25 protein-coding genes and 1 tRNA gene are annotated in these 18,915 nt (G+C 37.4%); all 26 read right to left on the reverse strand.

What is annotated here, in order from left to right; all coding sequences use genetic code 11:
* Window position 1 precedes the first annotated feature (1 nt).
* Window positions 2-1,012 (reverse strand): AmmeMemoRadiSam system radical SAM enzyme, encoded by a 1,011-nt coding sequence (amrS, locus tag NC818_04225; protein ID MCM8783961.1) that lies wholly within the window; start codon window positions 1,010-1,012, stop codon window positions 2-4.
* Window positions 1,009-1,335 carry a thioredoxin gene (trxA, locus tag NC818_04230; GenBank protein MCM8783962.1) on the reverse strand — a complete coding sequence of 109 codons (327 nt, stop codon included), beginning with the start codon at window positions 1,333-1,335 and terminating at the stop codon, window positions 1,009-1,011. The genes amrS and trxA overlap by 4 nt, the downstream gene beginning before the upstream one ends.
* Window positions 1,328-2,263, reverse strand: coding sequence for a thioredoxin-disulfide reductase (gene trxB / locus NC818_04235; protein ID MCM8783963.1), 936 nt, complete (start codon window positions 2,261-2,263; stop codon window positions 1,328-1,330). Before trxB ends, trxA begins: the two co-directional genes overlap by 8 nt.
* Window positions 2,260-3,039 carry a thermonuclease family protein gene (locus tag NC818_04240; protein MCM8783964.1) on the reverse strand — a complete coding sequence of 260 codons (780 nt, stop codon included), beginning with the start codon at window positions 3,037-3,039 and terminating at the stop codon, window positions 2,260-2,262. Before NC818_04240 ends, trxB begins: the two co-directional genes overlap by 4 nt.
* Window positions 3,040-3,074: 35 nt before the next feature.
* Window positions 3,075-4,625 (reverse strand): hypothetical protein, encoded by a 1,551-nt coding sequence (locus tag NC818_04245; GenBank protein ID MCM8783965.1) that lies wholly within the window; start codon window positions 4,623-4,625, stop codon window positions 3,075-3,077.
* 3 nt (window positions 4,626-4,628) lie between these two features.
* Entirely contained in the window at window positions 4,629-5,579 is a 951-nt protein-coding gene (locus NC818_04250) for a glycosyltransferase family 2 protein (protein ID MCM8783966.1), read from the reverse strand.
* Between the two features lie 131 nt (window positions 5,580-5,710).
* Complete coding sequence (locus NC818_04255) at window positions 5,711-6,454, reverse strand: PIG-L family deacetylase (protein ID MCM8783967.1); 744 nt, start codon at window positions 6,452-6,454, stop codon at window positions 5,711-5,713.
* The gene (locus NC818_04260; protein ID MCM8783968.1) at window positions 6,451-6,747 is read right to left on the reverse strand and encodes a YggT family protein; all 297 of its coding nucleotides are present in this window, start codon (window positions 6,745-6,747) and stop codon (window positions 6,451-6,453) included. The genes NC818_04255 and NC818_04260 overlap by 4 nt, the downstream gene beginning before the upstream one ends.
* Window positions 6,748-6,751: 4 nt before the next feature.
* Window positions 6,752-7,420 carry a DUF47 family protein gene (locus tag NC818_04265; protein MCM8783969.1) on the reverse strand — a complete coding sequence of 223 codons (669 nt, stop codon included), beginning with the start codon at window positions 7,418-7,420 and terminating at the stop codon, window positions 6,752-6,754.
* Window positions 7,421-7,438: 18 nt separating this feature from the next.
* Window positions 7,439-8,413, reverse strand: coding sequence for an anion permease (locus NC818_04270; protein MCM8783970.1), 975 nt, complete (start codon window positions 8,411-8,413; stop codon window positions 7,439-7,441).
* 59 nt (window positions 8,414-8,472) lie between these two features.
* Entirely contained in the window at window positions 8,473-8,970 is a 498-nt protein-coding gene (locus tag NC818_04275; protein ID MCM8783971.1) for a small multi-drug export protein, read from the reverse strand.
* The gene (locus NC818_04280) at window positions 8,971-9,627 is read right to left on the reverse strand and encodes a protein-L-isoaspartate(D-aspartate) O-methyltransferase (GenBank protein MCM8783972.1); all 657 of its coding nucleotides are present in this window, start codon (window positions 9,625-9,627) and stop codon (window positions 8,971-8,973) included.
* Window positions 9,621-10,292 carry a glycosyltransferase family 2 protein gene (locus NC818_04285; GenBank protein MCM8783973.1) on the reverse strand — a complete coding sequence of 224 codons (672 nt, stop codon included), beginning with the start codon at window positions 10,290-10,292 and terminating at the stop codon, window positions 9,621-9,623. The genes NC818_04280 and NC818_04285 overlap by 7 nt, the downstream gene beginning before the upstream one ends.
* Window positions 10,292-10,891: a glycerol-3-phosphate 1-O-acyltransferase PlsY gene (plsY, locus tag NC818_04290; GenBank protein ID MCM8783974.1), complete on the reverse strand. Its 600-nt coding sequence runs from the start codon at window positions 10,889-10,891 to the stop codon at window positions 10,292-10,294. Before plsY ends, NC818_04285 begins: the two co-directional genes overlap by 1 nt.
* Window positions 10,892-10,904: 13 nt before the next feature.
* Window positions 10,905-11,486, reverse strand: a complete 582-nt coding sequence (gene pgsA, locus NC818_04295; protein ID MCM8783975.1) for a CDP-diacylglycerol--glycerol-3-phosphate 3-phosphatidyltransferase — start codon at window positions 11,484-11,486, stop codon at window positions 10,905-10,907.
* 70 nt (window positions 11,487-11,556) lie between these two features.
* The gene (locus NC818_04300; protein MCM8783976.1) at window positions 11,557-11,850 is read right to left on the reverse strand and encodes a YMGG-like glycine zipper-containing protein; all 294 of its coding nucleotides are present in this window, start codon (window positions 11,848-11,850) and stop codon (window positions 11,557-11,559) included.
* A gap of 57 nt (window positions 11,851-11,907) precedes the next feature.
* Window positions 11,908-12,471, reverse strand: a complete 564-nt coding sequence (gene lepB, locus NC818_04305; GenBank protein MCM8783977.1) for a signal peptidase I — start codon at window positions 12,469-12,471, stop codon at window positions 11,908-11,910.
* Window positions 12,447-12,935, reverse strand: a complete 489-nt coding sequence (locus NC818_04310; protein MCM8783978.1) for an NYN domain-containing protein — start codon at window positions 12,933-12,935, stop codon at window positions 12,447-12,449. The genes lepB and NC818_04310 overlap by 25 nt, the downstream gene beginning before the upstream one ends.
* Entirely contained in the window at window positions 12,932-14,383 is a 1,452-nt protein-coding gene (gene amrB, locus NC818_04315; GenBank protein ID MCM8783979.1) for an AmmeMemoRadiSam system protein B, read from the reverse strand. Before amrB ends, NC818_04310 begins: the two co-directional genes overlap by 4 nt.
* 5 nt (window positions 14,384-14,388) lie before the next feature.
* Complete coding sequence (amrA, locus tag NC818_04320) at window positions 14,389-14,946, reverse strand: AmmeMemoRadiSam system protein A (GenBank protein MCM8783980.1); 558 nt, start codon at window positions 14,944-14,946, stop codon at window positions 14,389-14,391.
* A 25-nt stretch (window positions 14,947-14,971) separates the two neighbouring features.
* A tRNA-Ala gene (locus NC818_04325) sits at window positions 14,972-15,042 on the reverse strand.
* Between the two features lie 94 nt (window positions 15,043-15,136).
* Window positions 15,137-15,583 (reverse strand): hypothetical protein, encoded by a 447-nt coding sequence (locus NC818_04330; GenBank protein ID MCM8783981.1) that lies wholly within the window; start codon window positions 15,581-15,583, stop codon window positions 15,137-15,139.
* Between the two features lie 28 nt (window positions 15,584-15,611).
* Entirely contained in the window at window positions 15,612-16,238 is a 627-nt protein-coding gene (locus tag NC818_04335; GenBank protein ID MCM8783982.1) for a prepilin-type N-terminal cleavage/methylation domain-containing protein, read from the reverse strand.
* 13 nt (window positions 16,239-16,251) lie between these two features.
* Window positions 16,252-17,592 (reverse strand): hypothetical protein, encoded by a 1,341-nt coding sequence (locus NC818_04340; GenBank protein ID MCM8783983.1) that lies wholly within the window; start codon window positions 17,590-17,592, stop codon window positions 16,252-16,254.
* Window positions 17,593-17,893: 301 nt separating this feature from the next.
* Window positions 17,894-18,349, reverse strand: a complete 456-nt coding sequence (locus NC818_04345; GenBank protein ID MCM8783984.1) for a hypothetical protein — start codon at window positions 18,347-18,349, stop codon at window positions 17,894-17,896.
* A 16-nt stretch (window positions 18,350-18,365) separates the two neighbouring features.
* Window positions 18,366-18,890, reverse strand: a complete 525-nt coding sequence (locus NC818_04350; protein MCM8783985.1) for a hypothetical protein — start codon at window positions 18,888-18,890, stop codon at window positions 18,366-18,368.
* Window positions 18,891-18,915: the final 25 nt, after the last annotated feature.

Below are 18,915 nucleotides of genomic sequence, written 5' to 3' on the forward strand. Positions count from 1 at the left end.
TTTACAAACCGACTCCTTCTATTTGCGTATTACAAAAATGACAGTAAGAATTATCTATGTTGTATTCCAAGACCTGAAAACCATATCTTCTAATAACCTTTTTCTTACAACCGTAGCAATAGGTATCTTCTCCTTCATCTCCAGGAACATTTCCCGCATAGACATACTTAAGCCCCACTTCTAAACCTATCTCTCTTGCCTTGTGTAAAGCACGAAGAGGAGTAGGAGAAACATCATCCATCTTATAATGCGGATAGAATCTGCTAATATGCCAGGGAGTTTCATTACCTAAACTATAAATAAACTCGGCACAATTCCTTATCTCTTGCTCACTATCATTAAGCCCAGGAATAAGCAAAGTGGTTACCTCTAACCAGATATTCATTTTTTTCATTATTTTTAAAGATTCCAAAATCGGCTCAAGTCTTGCTCCGCATATATTTTTATAAAAACCACTGCTGAACGACTTTAGGTCAACATTGGCTGCATCTAAATAACCAAGAGCATCACTCAATAACTCCTCTGTCATGTAGCCATTGGTAACAAAATTATTATAAAGACCTCGTTTTTTCGCCAGCCTCATTATTTCTTTATAATAATCATAAGCGATTGTGGGTTCAGTGTAGGTATAAGAAAGACTCTTGCATCCATACTCTATGGCTGAATCTACTACTACTTCAGGAGCAACTTCCTCTCCAAAAATTTCTCCCTTGCTTCTCACTATTTGAGAAATCTCATAATTCTGACAGAAATCGCATTTAAAATTGCACCCCACGGTAGCAACTGAATAAGCAAGGGAACCGGGGAAAAAGTGGAAAAAAGGCTTTTTTTCAATAGGGTCTACATGTTGAGAAATCAATTTCCCGTAAACAAGACTATAGAGAATACCTTTTATATTCTCCCTTACTCCGCAAATTCCCTTTTTACCATCAGCAATTAAACAACGATGATTACAGAGAAAACAACGGACATTGTTTCCTGCAAGCTTCTCATAAAATTCTGCCTCTCTCATATCTTTCTCAAAGTATCCTCCAAGAAATTCTTAAGCTGTATCTTTGTCTGACTTCCTGCCGTCTGAGCGATGACTTTCCCTTGGCTAAAAACCAGCATGGTAGGAATAGACATTATTCCGTAGCGCCCCGCAATTTCAGGAAAACTGTCTACATTTATTTTCACAAAACTAAATCTATCTTTATACTCCTCGGCTAAAGAATCGATTATCGGACTAACTGCCCTGCAAGGTCCACACCACTCTGCCCAGAAATCTACAAATACCGGAAACTTCGAATCTAAAACATCTTTTTGAAAATCTTTCGCAGTAATTTCTTTAACCATGTCTAACCTCCTCAATATACTTCTCTGCTGAGATTGCTGCTAGAGCTCCCTCGGCACAAGCATTAACCACCTGTTTCAAGTTATTCTTCCGCACATCTCCACAGGCAAAGATGCCTTCTTGTGAAGTTTGAAGTTTTTCGTCTGTAACAACAAACCCCTGCTCATCCAATTTAAGCATCCCTTTAACAAACTCCGTCTGAGGTTTTAAACCAACAAAAATAAATACTCCCTCACAAGCTATGAAATCTTCTTTTTCGCTCCTTAGATTCTTAACCTTTATCCCTTTTACTCTTTCTCCGCCTTCGATTTTCAAAACAACCGTATCCCAATGAACTTCTAAATTTTGCAAAGCAAAAATTTTCTCCTGAAGAATCTTTGCTCCCCTTAACCTATCGCGACGATGGATAAGAAAAATTTTCTTCGCAAAGCGGCTTAAAAAAATCGTTTCCTCCAATGCTGTGTCACCACCTCCTACCACCGCTATTTCTTTATGCTGAAACAAAGGACCATCGCAGGTCCCACAATAAGACACTCCCTTCCCTAATAACTCTAATTCGCCAGGAACCCCCAATTCTTTATATCGCGTACCCGCTGCAACCACTACTGCAAAAGACCGATAAATTTGCTCTTCTTGCGTGGTAATTATTTTTTCTTTACCCTTTATGTCTATTTCAATCACCTCAGCCTCTTTAAACTCTGCACCAAATTTCTCTGCTTGTTTCTTCATTTCTTCAGCAAAAACATAGGAACTTACAGGTTCACTAAAACCTGGATAGTTCTCTATTCTTTGGGTAAATAATAACTGGCCTCCGAAAGAAGTCTTTTCTAAAACAAGTGTTCTGAGGCGAGCTCTCCCTGCGTATATCGCACAAGAAAGGCCTGCAGGTCCTCCACCGATAATAATCAAATCATAAATGTCTTCTCTCATTCTATGATCTCTATCTGGCTGGGATGTCTTACGACTATCTCCGGGCCTGAATAATATTTAATTTTACCACATACCTTTATTTTTTTTCCAATATAATATGTAGAAGGTTCTATTTTAGAGGAGAAAAAATACTTTAAGTCGTCCCTGAAAATGGCTATTTTAAAATCATTCTTTTTTGCCTGCCCAAAATTCAAGATTAATACCTTTTCCTGTTCTTTTACTTTACTCACTCTACCCACAACCTCTGCCAATTCTCCAATATGATTCTTTGCTTCTTCAGCATTAATACTGCCTTTTGCATATATCTTCCAAATACCGCGTTCCTCCTCTCTTGCTTTTTTCTGAAGAGAAACAAATTTATCCACATATTTAACATTTGGCGGCAAAGTATAAAGGAAGGCAAGCCCTTCCTCAATGAGCTTGGCATTAACAAGTGTATCATCTACAAAAACGTAACAAAGAAGTCTTCCGTATTTATCTTTCTTTTCGAGATCGTATTCCAAGCGAACCCATTTTTTCTCTACCAACATCTGATTCAACTCCTTTGCCTCTAAGGCAAAAGGTTGAGGAGCATAAACCCATTTATCTTTCTCCTTTTTTCTTACCTCTGGAGTATCTATGCCAATATAACGTATAACTTTTTCTCCCTTTATAACCACTGTATCTCCATCGATAACCTTCTCTACAAAGGCTTTTTTAGGTAAGCCTAATTCATGAAAGAAATTTGATAAAGAAATAATTACTAAAGCACATAAAATATTTCTTAATTTTAACATCGTCTCTAAAAATCCCAAGTTCAGAATTTCGAATTTTATTCCTTATTCGATAATTCTTTTAGTCTCTTTGAAAAATATCCTCCAGTTAAAGCATCGAGGCCGGCGGTTAATTCATCAAGACGGATTTGCTTCTCCAAACGTTCCTTAAGATCCTGAGGAGGATTAAGTAACAAACCTAATTTAACCCTGCGCCTCTCATAGTATAAACGATTGGTCTCATCGAGAATATCGTCACGCAACTGCACCATCAACCGAGAACGCACATCAATGGAAGTCTGGTCGGTGGACCAGATTAAGTCTCCTAAATCCCATCTTAAAGACATACCCCAGTCACGCGGACCAACCACTACTCTTTCGTAACTCTGAGCCCCGTAAATGGAAATAGTCTTATCATAATCCAAATCAAACTCTGGTACAAATGCCTTAAGCCGTGCCTGAGTTCGCCAGTTTTTAATCTTTTCTGGATAAACCTCTGCATATCTTATTGCTTCTTTTCGTACCTCTTGAATAGTAGGTTCATCGCGAAAATAAAATTCATATTCCTCTAAATAACTATCCTTATTGACGCTTTTTCCTTCAGTAACCTTAACAGTTCTAAATAATCCTTTAGCGGTGACTGCCCAAAGTGTATGCTCTTTATCCAAGGCAAGCATGCGTACATCTTGGGTAGGTAAGTCCTGATAAACTTCCTCTGCTCTAAGCTTATTAAGATTAACCTTAAATATTCCTTTATTTGTAGCAAGATACAACAAATCTGGTTCTTCATAAGCGACAATATAACGAACGTCTACCCCTCCTAAATTAGCGATGTTTCTCTTATCCCAAGTTCTTCCACTATCAGAAGAGACATAAAGTCCTTTTGTAGTTCCTAAATACACAAAACTGGGATTAGAACGGTTAATAAGAAGACTACGGGGGATAAGCGATGATACCTCTATTTCTTCAGCTCCTTCATTTTCCCCATCATCCTCTGTAGATTCCTCTTGTATTCCTTGAGTAACAAAAACTCTTTCCCAATTTTCTCCTTTATCAAAAGAACGATATACTCCCCTATTGCAAACCGCATAGACCAGCCGTGGAAGAGCAGGATGGATAGCTAAAGAAAATACCTCTGTTCCTTGAGGAATTCCTGAAAGACGATTCCAGGTACCTCCTCTATCTATACTTAAATACACACCGTTATTTGTTCCTAAATAAAGGGCATCTTCAAAATTCTTAATTACATAGAAAACGTTTGTCTCTTTTCTAAAAATCTTCTGAAAAGACTTTCCATTATCCAAGGTTCTAAATAGCCCATGAGAGGTTGCTAAATAAACTGTATTTTTATCCTTGGGGTCAAAAAGAATAAAATTAATCTTTTGACTCTCTCCTTTCACGGTATAGAGATACTGCCAAATATTTCCTTTGTTTTCCGTCTTAAAGACTGCCTTATCCGAACCCACATAAATAATTTTGCCATCAAAGGGAGAAATGGCTAAAGAATACAAATCATGGTCTAAACTCCCCGTAATATTCTCCCAGACCTCATCCGCCGAAGCCATCCCCACGCATAGAGAAAGAAGAAAGTAGAATATAAATCTTTTCATTCTTTACCTCCTTTCTTTTCTAAAAACGCTCAATAAATATTTCACCTCCTTTCTGAACCTAAGGATTATAGATGGTTCAAATAAAAGTAAATAAGCCCAGATTGATAAATCATATATAAAAATAAAGAAAAAATTTCTTAAAAAACCTTGGGTAGTTTCGTTTTTAATTATCGTAGCATATCTGTTTTTCAGAAGCATCAATTTATGTTCAGGAAGAAGATAACAAAACTCAAACCGCTTGAATATACGAAATTTTGGCTGATTAACTTTTGCAGAACTTCCCCGCAAATGGTAGCCAATTGCCTTCGGATTATAATATGCCTTCCATCCCGCCAATTGTGCACGCCAGTTCAAATCCAGGTCTTCATAGAATAATCCGTAATTGTTATCAAAATATTCACCATCTTCTATTCTTATCGCTTCAAGCATCTCTTTTCTGTAAAATGCACAGGCTCCGCAGGCACCAAAGACAAATCCAGGAGTATCAAATTGCCCTATGTCTTTTTCTCTATGACCTCTTTCTAACGGTTTACGCATCCGTGATAAAAACTGTCCTGTAGAATCGATAAATTCTCCTTTATAAGAAAGAATCTTTCCCGAAACAATACCAATCTTTCTATCCATTTTTATAGTATTTAAAACCTCTTTTAGAAAATTTCTATCTAAAATAATATCATTATTTAGAGAAAGAACAAACTCTCCCTTTGCCTCCTTGATGCCTTGATTCTGAGCAAAAGAATAAAAAAAATTCTTTTTATTCGCAATAATTCTCAATTGGGGAAAAGAACTCAATATCTCTCTAAGAAAGCTATCTAGCGGCTCATTTTCTACTAAGATGATTTCGAAATTCCTGTAGGTTTGAAGGAATACTGAGTTAAGGCAATTTTTTAGTAACTTGTTACTCCGCCAATCAACTATAACCACTGAGACGGAATCATTATCATGCATAGCCATCCAAGTTTTTCTTGCTTCTACAATGCCTATATGATAACATTTTTAAAAATGGAATTCAAAAAAATTGGGGTATGTCAGTTTATCTTAGGAAGGTATGTCCTTTTTTTCTATCTCACAATCTTATAGATATTTCATTCTTCATCCCTGAAACCGCGATTTTTTTCTGGATTATTTGGGCAGGATTTAAAAACCTCAGCAAATAAGAAATTTCTTATTTTCCCCTTCTTCCTTAACACTTCTCCGTAAAATTTGTTTAAGCTTTCTTCCCTTTCCCAGAAAGAAATCATTCCTTTTTTAATATATTTTGGCTCAAGTTGACTTCGATGTGCTTTGATTGCTTCTATTTTTAATTCCATAATTTCATCTCCAAAGGGAAAATAAAAATCGAATTTTTTGAGTAATTTCCAAACCCGATAAATATATACCTTAGGAAAAAAATCTAAACCATCTAAGCTCTCTTTTATTATCTTCCAACATTTCTTATGAGTAAGATGAGGGTCATTTTCTTCGCCAGAAGTAAAGATCACCAAGGGGTGAAACTTCTTTATCTCTTTAGTTAATTTCTGAATATCCTCAGAAACAACTTTTCCTTTTTCATAAAAAGGAAGAAAAAGAAACTTAAGTGATTTTTTATCTATCCCTAAAATTTTACTGGCAGAAATTGCTTCATTTTTTCTTAAATTGATTCTCTCTTTACAAGAAAGATTTTCTTTCACCCCTCTCCATCCTGGAGTAAGATAGAAGATTTTGATGATGTTATCTTTTTTTTTTAGAAAATTAATGGTTGCTCCCATTCCAATACAGTCGTCATCAGGGTGTGGGGAGAGAATTAAGATTCTTTCACGTGAAGGAAAAAATTCACGAAGGTTTTTCATTGCATTCTTAACGCCAGCCCAATAAGTGTATTTACGAGAAAAGGTCTTAAGAATACAATTATAAGAAAAGCAATTAAGGGAGAAATATCAATGCCAAAAGTAGGCGGTATGATCCTTCTTAGAGGGCTAAGTATGGGTTCAGTACTTCGATAGAGAAATTGCACAATGGGGTTAAAAGGGTCGGGATTTACCCAGCTGATTATCGCTCGTATAAACACTAACCACCAAATAATGGTCAGCCCTACATTTAGAACCCTTGCTAAACCCAACAGGAAATTGGAAATAATAAACATATCGCTATCCCGACTTAATGGCCAATACTTTAATAAAATCTGCCGCGTCCTCTATCTTATCGGTGACTCCTTCCATATATTCTGCCAATTGGTATACCAAAAGCAAGGTAGAGGCAGCCAATTTTGCTTTAATAATCGCTCCAATTAAAACCTTTTTCTGGTCATCCGCTTTCGTCTCATATAACTCTACTTCATTACAATCTCTTATTGCTTGTTTCAAATCATTTTTCATAAGTGATTCAATTCCTTCTTTGAGCTTGGAAATGGAACTAAAAATTATCTCTGTAGCTTGGGAAATTTCCTTTAAAATATTTTCTGGTAATTTCTCTTCTATAAAATCAAGGAGTCTAGCTGCTCCATTTGTCCAATCTGCAATCCTATCCAATGATTTAACAAAATGCATTAAATCTTCTCTGTCAGGAGGAACCAGTACACCTTCAGAAAGCCTATCTATCATCTTCGACCTCAAAGCATCTGCCTCCCGTTCGCATTCCCTTACTTTTTCTATCGCTTTTCCCTTATTTTCTAAATCCCCTTTAATAAATGACAAAATCGCCTCCCTAAACCACTCTACTGTCTGAGAGGTAACTTCCACATGTTTCCGAGCATCTTCTAAAACAAGCGCTTCCTGCTTCATCCCTAACCACCCTAAAATATTCCTTGACTCTTTCATCTCCATCACCTCCGTTTATTATAACAAAATTCTTACTAACTTAAGAATTAAAAATGAAATCAATCCACTTACCAAAGGGGTTAATGCCCAAGCAAAGATAATTTCTCCTACCATCTTTCTTTTTACCATCTTAATCCCCTTAACCAACCCCACACCCACAACCGCTCCTACTATCGAATGGCTGGTGGAGACGGGTATCCCAAACATTGTATAAAGGTGAATATTTAATCCACTGGCAATTTCAGCTACAATCGCCATTAGTGGCATAAGGCGAGTAATTCCAAATCCTACGGTCCGAATAACTTTATAACCGAAGGTTATTATTCCCAACAAAATGGCGATGCTTCCATAAATAACTGCTTTATCCTGTCGCATTATTCCTGCTCCGACGATTATTCCTGTAGCATTAGCCACATCATTCGCCCCCCACGTAAAAGCTAAATAGCTACTGGTGGCTACAATGAAGAAAACCACACTAGCGTTAATTAATCTTTTAGGAATTATGGTATAAAAAATCTTACGAAATGGTCTATATAAAATATAAGCGATTACTCCCGACCCTATGGGAGTAAAAACCCAGCAGATAAAAATGTCTAGTAGTTTCTTCCAAATTACTTCTGCTCCTATTGCCAAGCCCGCTCCTGCTACTGCCCCTACTATTGAATGGCTGGTGGAAACGGGTAAACCCCGCAAGGTAGCAATAAGCACCCAAGTCCCTGCTCCAAAACAAGCAGCTAGGGCGATATAGATTCCTATTTGCGGATCTAACTTATCTAAAGGAACTATTCCTTTACCAATAGTCTTTACCACCCGCGAACCTAAAAGTAACGCCCCTAAAAAACTAAAAAGGCAGGTAATAAATATTCCCTGCTTAATAGTCATTTTCCCGGAGCCAACATCTGCACCTACGCAATTCGCCGCGTCATTTGCTCCGATTGTCCAACCGATGTATCCACCAACCAACAAGATTAAAAAAGCAATTACATTTTCCATCCTGTTTACTCAAAATTTAAAAAACATTATATGCATAATGAATCAAACTGTCAAAAAATCTATTTAAAGGAAAAAGAAATGATTATCTTACCGGTTAATACCAGAAAAGTAACAATCGTTCCTGCAATAACTATCCCCAAAGAAATTCCCATTAAGGCTTTTTTAAAACGCATATCTAAAAGAGAAGCAGCAACCGCTCCTGTCCAAGCCCCGGTCATTGGCAAAGGAATGCCTACAAAGATTACCAACCCCCAGAATTTATACCGTTCTATAACTCTTGCTTTTTTTTGTGTACGAATATACAACCAATTAAAAAATTTCTTCCATAATTTAAATTCTCTAAGATATTCTGCAATGGGATCTAACAAAAAAAGAATAAAGGGAACGGGGAAAATATTGCCTAATAAAGAAAAAATAATTATCTTCTGCCAAGGCATCCCTAAGGAAAAACCTAACGGTATAGCACCGCGTAATTCAGAAACAGGAAGCATTGCGGTTAAGAAAACTGCCCATTGTGGCGGAAAATTTTTGAAGAAAAGAAAAATTCTTTCTAACATTCAACTGTCCCTATACCAACCATATCTACCCACTAAGGGAACAAAAACACAACCACAAATTTCTATCCTTTTAACCCTATTTTCTAATTTTTCAAAAACGGTTAGAACCTGCGAGAAAGAATCACCCAAAGGAATTACTAAACGCCCTTTTGCTTTCAACTGATCAATCAAGGGAGGAGGGACCTCGGGAGAACCAGCAGTAACTACTATCCCATCATAAGGAGAAAAATCTTCCCAACCAAGGGTTCCGTCTCCTGTTTTTATCCTTATATTCTTATAACCCAACTCCTCTAATATCATTTTTGCTCTTTCTGCTAAAGAAGAAATTCTTTCTATGCTATAGACTTCATGCGCCAACTCAGCCAGAATTGCCGTCTGATAGCCTGAACCTGTACCAACTTCTAAAACTCTTTCTCCTCTTTTTAAACCGAGACATTCGGTCATTAGAGCCACCATATAGGGTTGAGAAATAGTCTGTCCTTCACCAATGGGTAAAGGATGGTCATCATATGCCTCACTAATATTTTTCTCAGGGATAAAGCGGTGCCGAGGAACTTTTAAAAATGCTCCAATCACACGCTCATCCTTTATCCCCCGCGCAATAATTTGATTATTCACCATCTCTTCCTTAAGAGAAGAATAACTATCCTCTACCATCTCAGGATAATTTTAAAAACAAAATTTATAAAACGCAAAGAGTCTAGAATAGGGTTTATTTGGCTGATGGTTTCGTGTAAATAAATAGTTTTTATCGGAAGTGAAAAAACGACAAAACCTCTTCTCCCCGCCTCAATTAAAATCTCCGATTCTATCTCAAAATTATCGGTGCGAAGATTAATCTTTTCCAAGACCTCCCTTCGCAATAATCTCAAACCACATTGAGTATCAGGAATTTCTTGATGAATCAAAAAGGAAATTATTTTAGACATTAATTTATTGGTAAGAAAACGAATCAAAGGCATTCCTTCTGGATGATGCATGCGGTTTCCCACAATGACATCAACCCGATGGTGCTTAAAAAAATCAATAAAATGAGGAATTTCTTCAGGGCTATGTTGACCATCTCCATCTATTGTAATTACTATATCAAAATTTTTCTCCAAACAATAAGAAAAACCTCTCCTTAAGGAATTCCCTTTACCGAGATTATTAATGTTTCTCAATACTTCTGCGCCATTATCTTTAGCAAGTTGAACAGTATTATCGGTAGAACCATCGTCCACAACAACTATCTCGTTTATCCCAAGTTCTTTAATTCGGCGAATCAACCAACCGATGGTCTTTGCTTCATTATAGGTGGGAATAAGCACGCATACTTTCATTATAAATGGAATTTTGGCTCATTACCCAAAATTATACGGCGTATATTGGGAATGTGTTTATAGCTCACTAAGAGCGCCAGTGAAACCCCAAAAAGAATATAGAAAAATGGACGGTTAATAATTAATAATAAGAGGGGTAACAAAACAGCGGTAATAATGGAAGCCAAGGAGACATAACGAAAGATTAGAAAAACTAAAGACCAGATAATTAAACAAATAAAAAATATCTTAGGCTCAAGAGCAAAAATCACGCCTGCTGTTGTGGCTACTCCTTTTCCTCCTTTAAATTTTAAAAAAATACTAAAGGTGTGTCCCAGAATTACCGAAAAACCTAAAATTAATTTTTCTTCAAAAGTTGACAAAGAAGAGGAAATCGGTTCACATAAGGTAAGATATCTCACCACTAAATACCCCTTTAAAATATCGATTACCAAAACTAAAACACCGGGAATCTTTCCGGTTACTCGCCAAACATTAGTAGCGCCAATATTACCACTACCTTCTTTACGAATGTCGGTTTTCTTAAGCAGTTTTGTAAGAATAAAACCTGTGGGAAAAGAACCAATAAAAAAAGCCAAAATTACCTTAATTATAAACATAGCTATATTGTCTCTATTTGCTTGTCTTAAGCGATACCGAAGAACTACTCTCCTGAAATATCCATTTACCCCCTCTCCAGATATAATCAATCCCCGACGCAATAGTGAAAAAACCAGTAGCATACCAAAGAAAGGGAGTAAAACTAAGATGCATAATTATGGCAATAATCGTAATAGTTTGAAAAAAAGTGCTAAATTTTCCTAAAATAGTAGGTTTAATTTCTAACTTACCTTGGGTGAGATAAAACAACAAAGAACCTACCACCAAAAGTAAATCACGACTCAAGACTACAAGGGGTATCAAAAACGGTATCTCAAAACTCGCCGAAAGCCCCTTACGCGTAAAAAGAAGAATAAAAGCAGTATTAATAAGTAACTTATCTGCTACCGGATCAAGCAGAGCTCCCATCCGAGTAATCTGTTTGCTCCTTCGGGCAATATAACCATCTAAAAAATCAGAAATAATTGACAAAATAAAAATAAACGCCGCAAAATTGCGTAAATAATCCTTTTGCGGCGTGTGATAGAGAACTATTGCCACAAAGAGAGGAATAAGAATAATTCGAAAAAGAGACAAACGATTAGCTAAGTTCATTAATTTTAAAATCCTAAAGTCCAAACCATAAACTAAAATTTCTAATTTCGGAAAATTAGAGTTTTATCAATTATTGTTTCAATTTCAGTTCCACTCCATCCTTAGGACAGTATTTTACATCCTGAGGATATTCTGTACCGCAAACCGGACAGAATTTTACTGCCATAGCATCTCCTACTAAAGCTCCTCCCAATCCACCAACAGCTGCTCCAATAGCCGCTCCTTCAGCAGTCTTTCCACTCTGATGTCCAATAATCGCTCCTACGCCTGCTCCTACCGCTGCGCCTACTCCTGCTCCCTTTTGAGTGGTAGTGCACCCAAGGAGAACTAAACTTAAAAGAACCAAAATCCCTAAGTACTTCATTATACCTCACCTCCTTTTAATATTCTCCACTCCTCAATCCGAGTTTAGAGTTTTTGCTTATCTGATTAATCCAATACGATGAAGAGGCCAATAAATCAATATTGCTTTCCCTAAAATATACTTCCGGGGAACAAATCCCCAGTAGCGGCTGTCTTGAGAAAAAGCAGAGTTATCACCCAATACGAAATAAGATGCTTCTGGAACCTTTATTCCTAATGGACCGTTCCCCATTGAGCCCCGATTATAATAATAAATCCTTTTTATCACTGGATGCGAATCAATTTTCTCTCCATTTATATAGATATACCCATTCTCAATCTTTACTACCTCCCTAGGTTTAGCAATCAGTCTTTTTATAAAATCTCTTTTAGGGTCTAAAGGATAGCGGAAAACAACCACATCTCCCCTTTCTGGTTCTTTAAAACGATAGATAAACTTATTTACCAAGATTCTATCACGGGGCTTTAGAGTCGGCTCCATTGAACCCGTAGGGATCTTAAATGCCTGGATAACAAAAGTCCTTACTACCATTGCCAGAACAAAGGCAATGATAATAGATTCCGTCCATTCCTTAAACGAATCCTTAAATTGCGAATTTACTTTTCCTTTTTCTTCAGCCATATCCTTTCCAGCTCTCTAGTAATTTCTATCCCCTTACTACTCTCAAGACTAATCTTTTTCTCTTCCTGAACAAGAAAATTCTTTTTATTTTTCATCTTGGATAAAAAATCCTCTGCTCCCATTACTCGCACCCCTTGACTTTTGGCAAAATATTTTATCTCATTATCATCACTTATGACAACTAAAATATTTTTATACAAACTCTTTTCTATCAGCCTCTTTATTTTCTCATCCGCAGTCTCTCTTTTAGTAAAAATTACTTCTATTGTAGAATATGTACTTAAGCCAAACACGTCTTCTCTACCGTCAAAGACAACGGTAATTTTATTATTCTTACTCCCACAAAGTCTTTCCTCATCAATAAAACGGATAAAACCTTCTCTATCTCTGAATGCCTTTTTTTTCAGAATGTAGGGAACCTGTTTCATCAAATTATATCCGTCGATAATAAAATGTAAACTCATCTATCTGATTCAGAAAAGACCTCAGCAGTAAAAACAAATACCTTTGTCCCTTTCTCCCAGGCATCGGGTGGAAGTCCCGCTTTTTCCACAAAGCAATTTCTTAAAAACTCTTCTTTCGACCAACCTGTTTCCAAAGCAACCTGTGGAAGGAAAACTCCACTGCGCAACCCATCAGTAACATAAATTCCGTGCTTGCCTAATTCAAGTTCATCAAGAGATTTTATTTCCTGCGTTGGAGAAAGAATCGATATTTCAATCTCAATATCCTTTAACTCCTCAGGACGCACCGCAGGAAAACGAGGGTCGTTTAAAGCAGAGGACAAACTTACTCTTTGAATCTGGGAATATAAAGGGAGCGGTTCAAAATTGCCAATACAACCGCGTAAAGAATCTTTCTTTTTCAGTGTAACAAATGCGCCTCTTTTCTCCAACAGGAAAGGATTTTCAACTTTAAATTCCGGTATTTTACCCTCTTTTAAATAAACTTCTAATGTTTCGCGGGCGATTTTTAAGAGTTCCTTTTTTGCCTCATTACTCAAAAAAGCGCCTTTTTCTCTATAAAAAACTACACTCGCATATCCCACTACCCTCGAGAAATCAAAACTTGTATCTCCCGAATTAGCATACTTAAGAACTTTTATTCTATCCATACCTAACTCCCTCATTAAAAACATAAGGGTAAGCACTGCACCTCCGCCACAAAGTTCAGCAGTTCCATTTTTTAAAGCCTTTTCTAAATCAATGGATCTATTTTGCTCAATCAAACTAAGGGTAAAATTATCCATATCTCTGGCTGTTTGATAATTGTGATAATGGGACAAGTCAGTGGAAGCGAGGATAAGAAAATTCTTATCCCTTATCGCTGGGGCAATTCTTTGCGCAATTTTCTTACATTCGCCAAGTTCTAGCGTATTAATCAAAATGGGAACAATTTTAAATTCTTTTAAGACAACCTGTAAGAAAGGTAATTGCACCTCTATAGCATGCTCGTACTTGTGCGCTTGGGTATCGCGAGTTATCTCTAAAGAAATTAGCTTATTTATCAATTCTTTATCGATGGGAACTAACCCTAAGGGAGTTAGAAAATCCCCTTTATCAAAAACCTTGGCTTTCTCAATAAAAACGCCATGGCTGGGAGCAAGAATAACCACGGTATCAAATTTCTTATTTTGAAGAAGCTTATAAGAAAACGCGGCAACTTCTCCTGAATACTCATAACCTGCATGAGGTGCGATTAAACCTCTAATTTCTCCCTCGATAAGAGGAGTTTGGACTTTATTCAGAAAACTTTCAATCGTTGCTCTTAATTTCTCAGAGTTTGCTGGATAAAATAAACCACTTACTACGGGCTGGCGGACTTCTTCTTGAGCAAAAGAGAAAATAGTAAATAGTAGGTAGTATATAGTAGATAGGAAAACCGCGGTTAATCTTGGTCTTTTGTTTTGCATCGGGGTCAATCTGTGTTAATCTGTGATTCACTGAAAACTTCTGCAGAAAAGATGTAAATCTGGGTATTTTTATCCCGCCAGGCAAGAGGCGAAAGACCTGCTTTAAAAGCAGTGTGTTTTAAAAATTCTTCTTTCGTCCATTTATACTCAGTGGCTACTTGCGGCAGAAGAAGCCCGGAATTCAATCCGCTACGCATTAAAATGCCGTGTTTTCCTACTTCAATTTCCTTTATATCTTCAATTTTCTTTAAGGGGGATAAAACCGAAATTTCTATTTCTATTTCCGATAACTCTTCTAGCCGTAGAGGATAAAAACGCGGGTCTTTAAAACCCGCCTCAATGGCCATTTCCTGAATAGTTTGATAAAGAGGCTCTTCAGCATAAATTCTTCCAATACAGCCACGCAGTTCTCCATTTTTTTTAAGCGTAACAAAAGCACCTCGCTTTTCTAAAAGTCCGGCTTCTTTTGTCTCAAAAGGAGGAATTACACCTGTTTTAAGATAACTCTCAATAGTTATTCTTGCAAGTTGAAGCAGTTTTCTTTTCTCTTCCTTACACAACATTCTCGCGTCTTTTCGCGTTTTAGAGTGGAGCCAACGGGAATTGAACCCGTACCACCGCAATGCGAATGCGGCGTTGTCCCATTCAACTATGGCCCCTTCATAAATAAAAAACTGTAAACCGAAATTATCTTTGGGAACTTTTATTTAAACGAAATTCTAAAGGAACAAAGATTTGCTCTCTTCTACTTCTTTAAGGTATTTTCTGTTGAGGAGACAACTCACGCCATTTAATCAATTTCATCCTCACCTTGCCATTATCCAGAACCTCGCGCTCCACAATTGCCTCCAAGACACGGGTAATGGAGAGTTCTTTTCCTGATTTAGTCTGTAAAACCAGAGAATAAATCCGATATTGATTAGAACCGAGAGAATTTACCGAAAGCACAATAGGGACATTTGTCCCGGGGATTGTATAAAATTCTCCTACATACTCAATAGGATTGGGAGTAACTTGTAATTTCCACATTGCCCGCTCTATCCCTCCATGCGCATAGTAAAAATCATCGGTGAGAACAAATTCTTTCAACTTAATACGGTGGTGTTGTGCCATATACAAAAGCACCGCTCCCATCATTCCGGTAATAAGCATTACAGATAGAACCACTAATACAATAAGAATCTGTCCTTTATTCCTCATTTTTCTTCCCCTATACAATTTTAAAAATTTAAATTCCCGGAGGTCCTTCATCGATACAACTGCAACAGCCCAAAAGACACTTTGGCACAATCCCAACCCTTAAGGGACAAGAACACTCTACATCACTTTCGCAAGGGGTGCAACTTTCTCCACTTGCACCGGCATCTCTTAAACGCTTCCGCAGGGAAGCCCGTGAAGATAACTCCGCTTCTTTTCCTCTGAATTTAATAACCAAGGCAATAAAAATAACTTTACCCCCTTCTTGTTCCTCAAATCTAAGAGCAGAAACATTCTTCAGTAAAATCTCTGGTCCGTATCTTTCATCTAAATAATATAAAACATTTTCTTTTTTATCCAAAGTAAAAAATATCTGATAATTATCCTGATCCCAGAGGGTTAGGCTACTTTTATCCGCAGAGATTTGGAAAGCGGAACTTTCACGAATCCGCCGCACCATTCTTTCTAAAGCATAATTGGCATTAGCTTGAAAGGAACTTTTTTCAGAAACCGATTTGAAGAACTTTCCTCCGGTCTCTTCTAAAATGATAAAACCGCTTATTACCACAAAAATTAAAACTGTAGTAATCAACAGTTCGATAAGCGTAAAGGATTGTTTTCTATTTCGTTGATGAAAATTTTTATTTAAACACCTCATTATAATTATATTACTATCTTTCCCTTTCTCCCAGATAAGCACAAAATGGTTCTCCGATTTTAATCATTAGTTTACCTAATTTAGAACCTCTATCAGTGGCAGCCATTTCATATGCCATTTGTTGAATCCACGGACGAGCAAGAATATAAACAAAATATGCAAAAACTCGGGATTTCTGCATCATCCTAGCAATGGGCTTACCCCAAAGATGATAACCCCTTATTACTTCGGGAGGAAGACTTGCACCATAACGCGCATCGGCTTCATAGATATGTTCGGGTATAAAACCATAACGATACAGCTCAGTACAGATAACGGTAGATTTTTTAGCTTCTGTACCTGCCTTTGTCTTTGGCTCACTATAAGGCTCAACATAAGGGCCATAATACTCTGCCGTCTCTGAAATCAAACTACCTCCTTTATCATAAAATTGTAGTACCACCATCGTTGACCCCGGTCCCCAACCGGTAGGATTATTGTATTCTTTTCTAACTACTGTCAGATTGTTATAATAATATTCAGTGACTTTAGCACGACGCTCATCAGAGAGGGAAGGAGTAAATGTCGGTGCTTCATTTGAACGAGAATAATATTCACTAAGCCTTCCAGCGTATTCTATCACCATTATGGGAATTTCTCTTCTTTCTTTGCTAGAACTGCCACCACCGTCGTCTCTACCGCCGCCACCACCGTCGTCTCTACCGCCACCACCGTCATCTCTACCGCCACCACCGTCGTCTCTACCGCCGCCACCGCCGTCTCTACCGCCGCCACCACCGTCGTCGCCACCGCCAAGGAGTATAGGTGGTCCTGGTGGAAGTAAATCATCGTCATTATAAGCTATCTTTTTCCATTCTCCCGACAAAATGCTTCTACCCCCTGGTGGTAGAATTGTAAATCCTCCTTCGCTTGCCAATTCTTGGGAAGGAGTAATCTCCGAAGGATTAGTTAAAAGAGTTACTAAACGTTCACGATAAAGCTTCCCACCAGCACTCCAATTTGTTTCCACGGTAATCTTTTTTGCCACCACGAGGTATCCTGAACCATATTCCTTGGCAATGTCTTCTACTTTGTAACTCCTCTTACCTTGAAAATTCTTTAAAATCCCTTGGGTTATTGATTCTTGAGGATACTCTCCCGCTTTTAATTCCGGAGCAAAAAACCCTTTACCAATTAAATCTTCCATCTTATCCTGACAGAGATTCACTGCTTCCATCCGTCGCCCCGTGTGGGAAATTACCCGCTCACCAGTGAGAAAAACTGTAACCGCTCCTGCACTCATAAAAGCCCCAATTAATGTCGCAACCATAATTTCTACTAAACCTATTCCCTTTTCCCCATATTTTCTTTTCATTTTGCACCTCCTTTGTTTTACTTCTACCTCAGGATGTGCAAAAATTGTGCCAAATTGTGAACCATTATTTGTTATCATAATCAATTAATGTAGAATAACTTACATCATAGAGAATTTTCTTTTTCTTCTTCGAACCTTGCAAAATTGCATAAAAGCTGTAAACTCAAATTACATTCCACACCTTATTATTCTAATCTATCTATAATCAATAAGTTAAAAGCGTAAACTAAAGTTACACTAGAGAACTTTTGTTTACAGTCTATTATTAGCACGCACTTTTTCTTAAAACTCCCTACTTCACTTAATCCGCGGGTAGTTCGCGCCAAGAAATTAAATTTACTTGGCTATAAAACTCTTCTTCGGAGCCTGATTCCGTCCTTTGAACAATGGCTTCAATCTTTCGAGAAGCCATAATTTCACGCGCGGCTTTTTCTTGAGAAACTGAAGAAACGATACGAAAGGTATCAAAACCATGGGGGAAAACATTAATATTAATCTCCACATCTTCTTCTCCGGGAATATGATATACCTCACCCCAATAATCCTCAATACCATCATCTTTGTCTATTTTTAGTTGATAGATTGCTCTCTCTACTCCCGCAGAGGCATAATATAAAGCTTCGGTCAATGTCGCCTGCTTGAGCGTAAGGCGATGATGATTGCGCATATATAAAAGAACAGAGGTTTCAATGGCTGCGGTAAGCAGAAAAACCAAAGAGACGACGATTATAAACACTTGCCCCGATTTATTGCTCAAGTTTTTATCTCCTTATTCAATTTCTTAAACTGGCCCGGGAGAACAAATCTAGCTTAACGGTTTTCTTCTTGCTCAATCTCTGCTCAATTTCTAACCGCACGACCACTGTTCTGTTTTCCAAAGAAAAATTAAGATTACTTACTCCTCTCCCCAAAGTTTCAGAGATGGGAAAAGCACCGTTATTTTGTTGGTAATAATAAATTGATCCTTTTTCTTGCTTATCCCAGGTAAATTCAATCAAGTTATCGTCCATATCAAATAACTGTAATTTCGCTCCTTGGTCTAAAACATAAGCTTTTTTACTTTCTCGCACCGCACGCAGAATAGTATCCATGATATAATCAGCATTGGATTGGCTATATCCTTTTTGAGTAATAGAGCTAAAGAAAATATCAGCATTCTGTTGCACGGTAATCGCGCAGAGAAAGATAAAAAAAATCAATGCTGAGGAAATTAAAACCTCAGTTAAGGTAACCGCCTCTGTTTTCTTTATATAAGATAAATTGCCTAAGAACAAGATAATTTTTGGGCTGGTTCTCATAGAAAGAGTTTAAACTCTCACTATT

This window comes from Candidatus Omnitrophota bacterium (assembly GCA_023819145.1).
Lineage (GTDB): Bacteria > Omnitrophota > Gorgyraeia > DTHP01 > DTHP01 > JBFWKV01.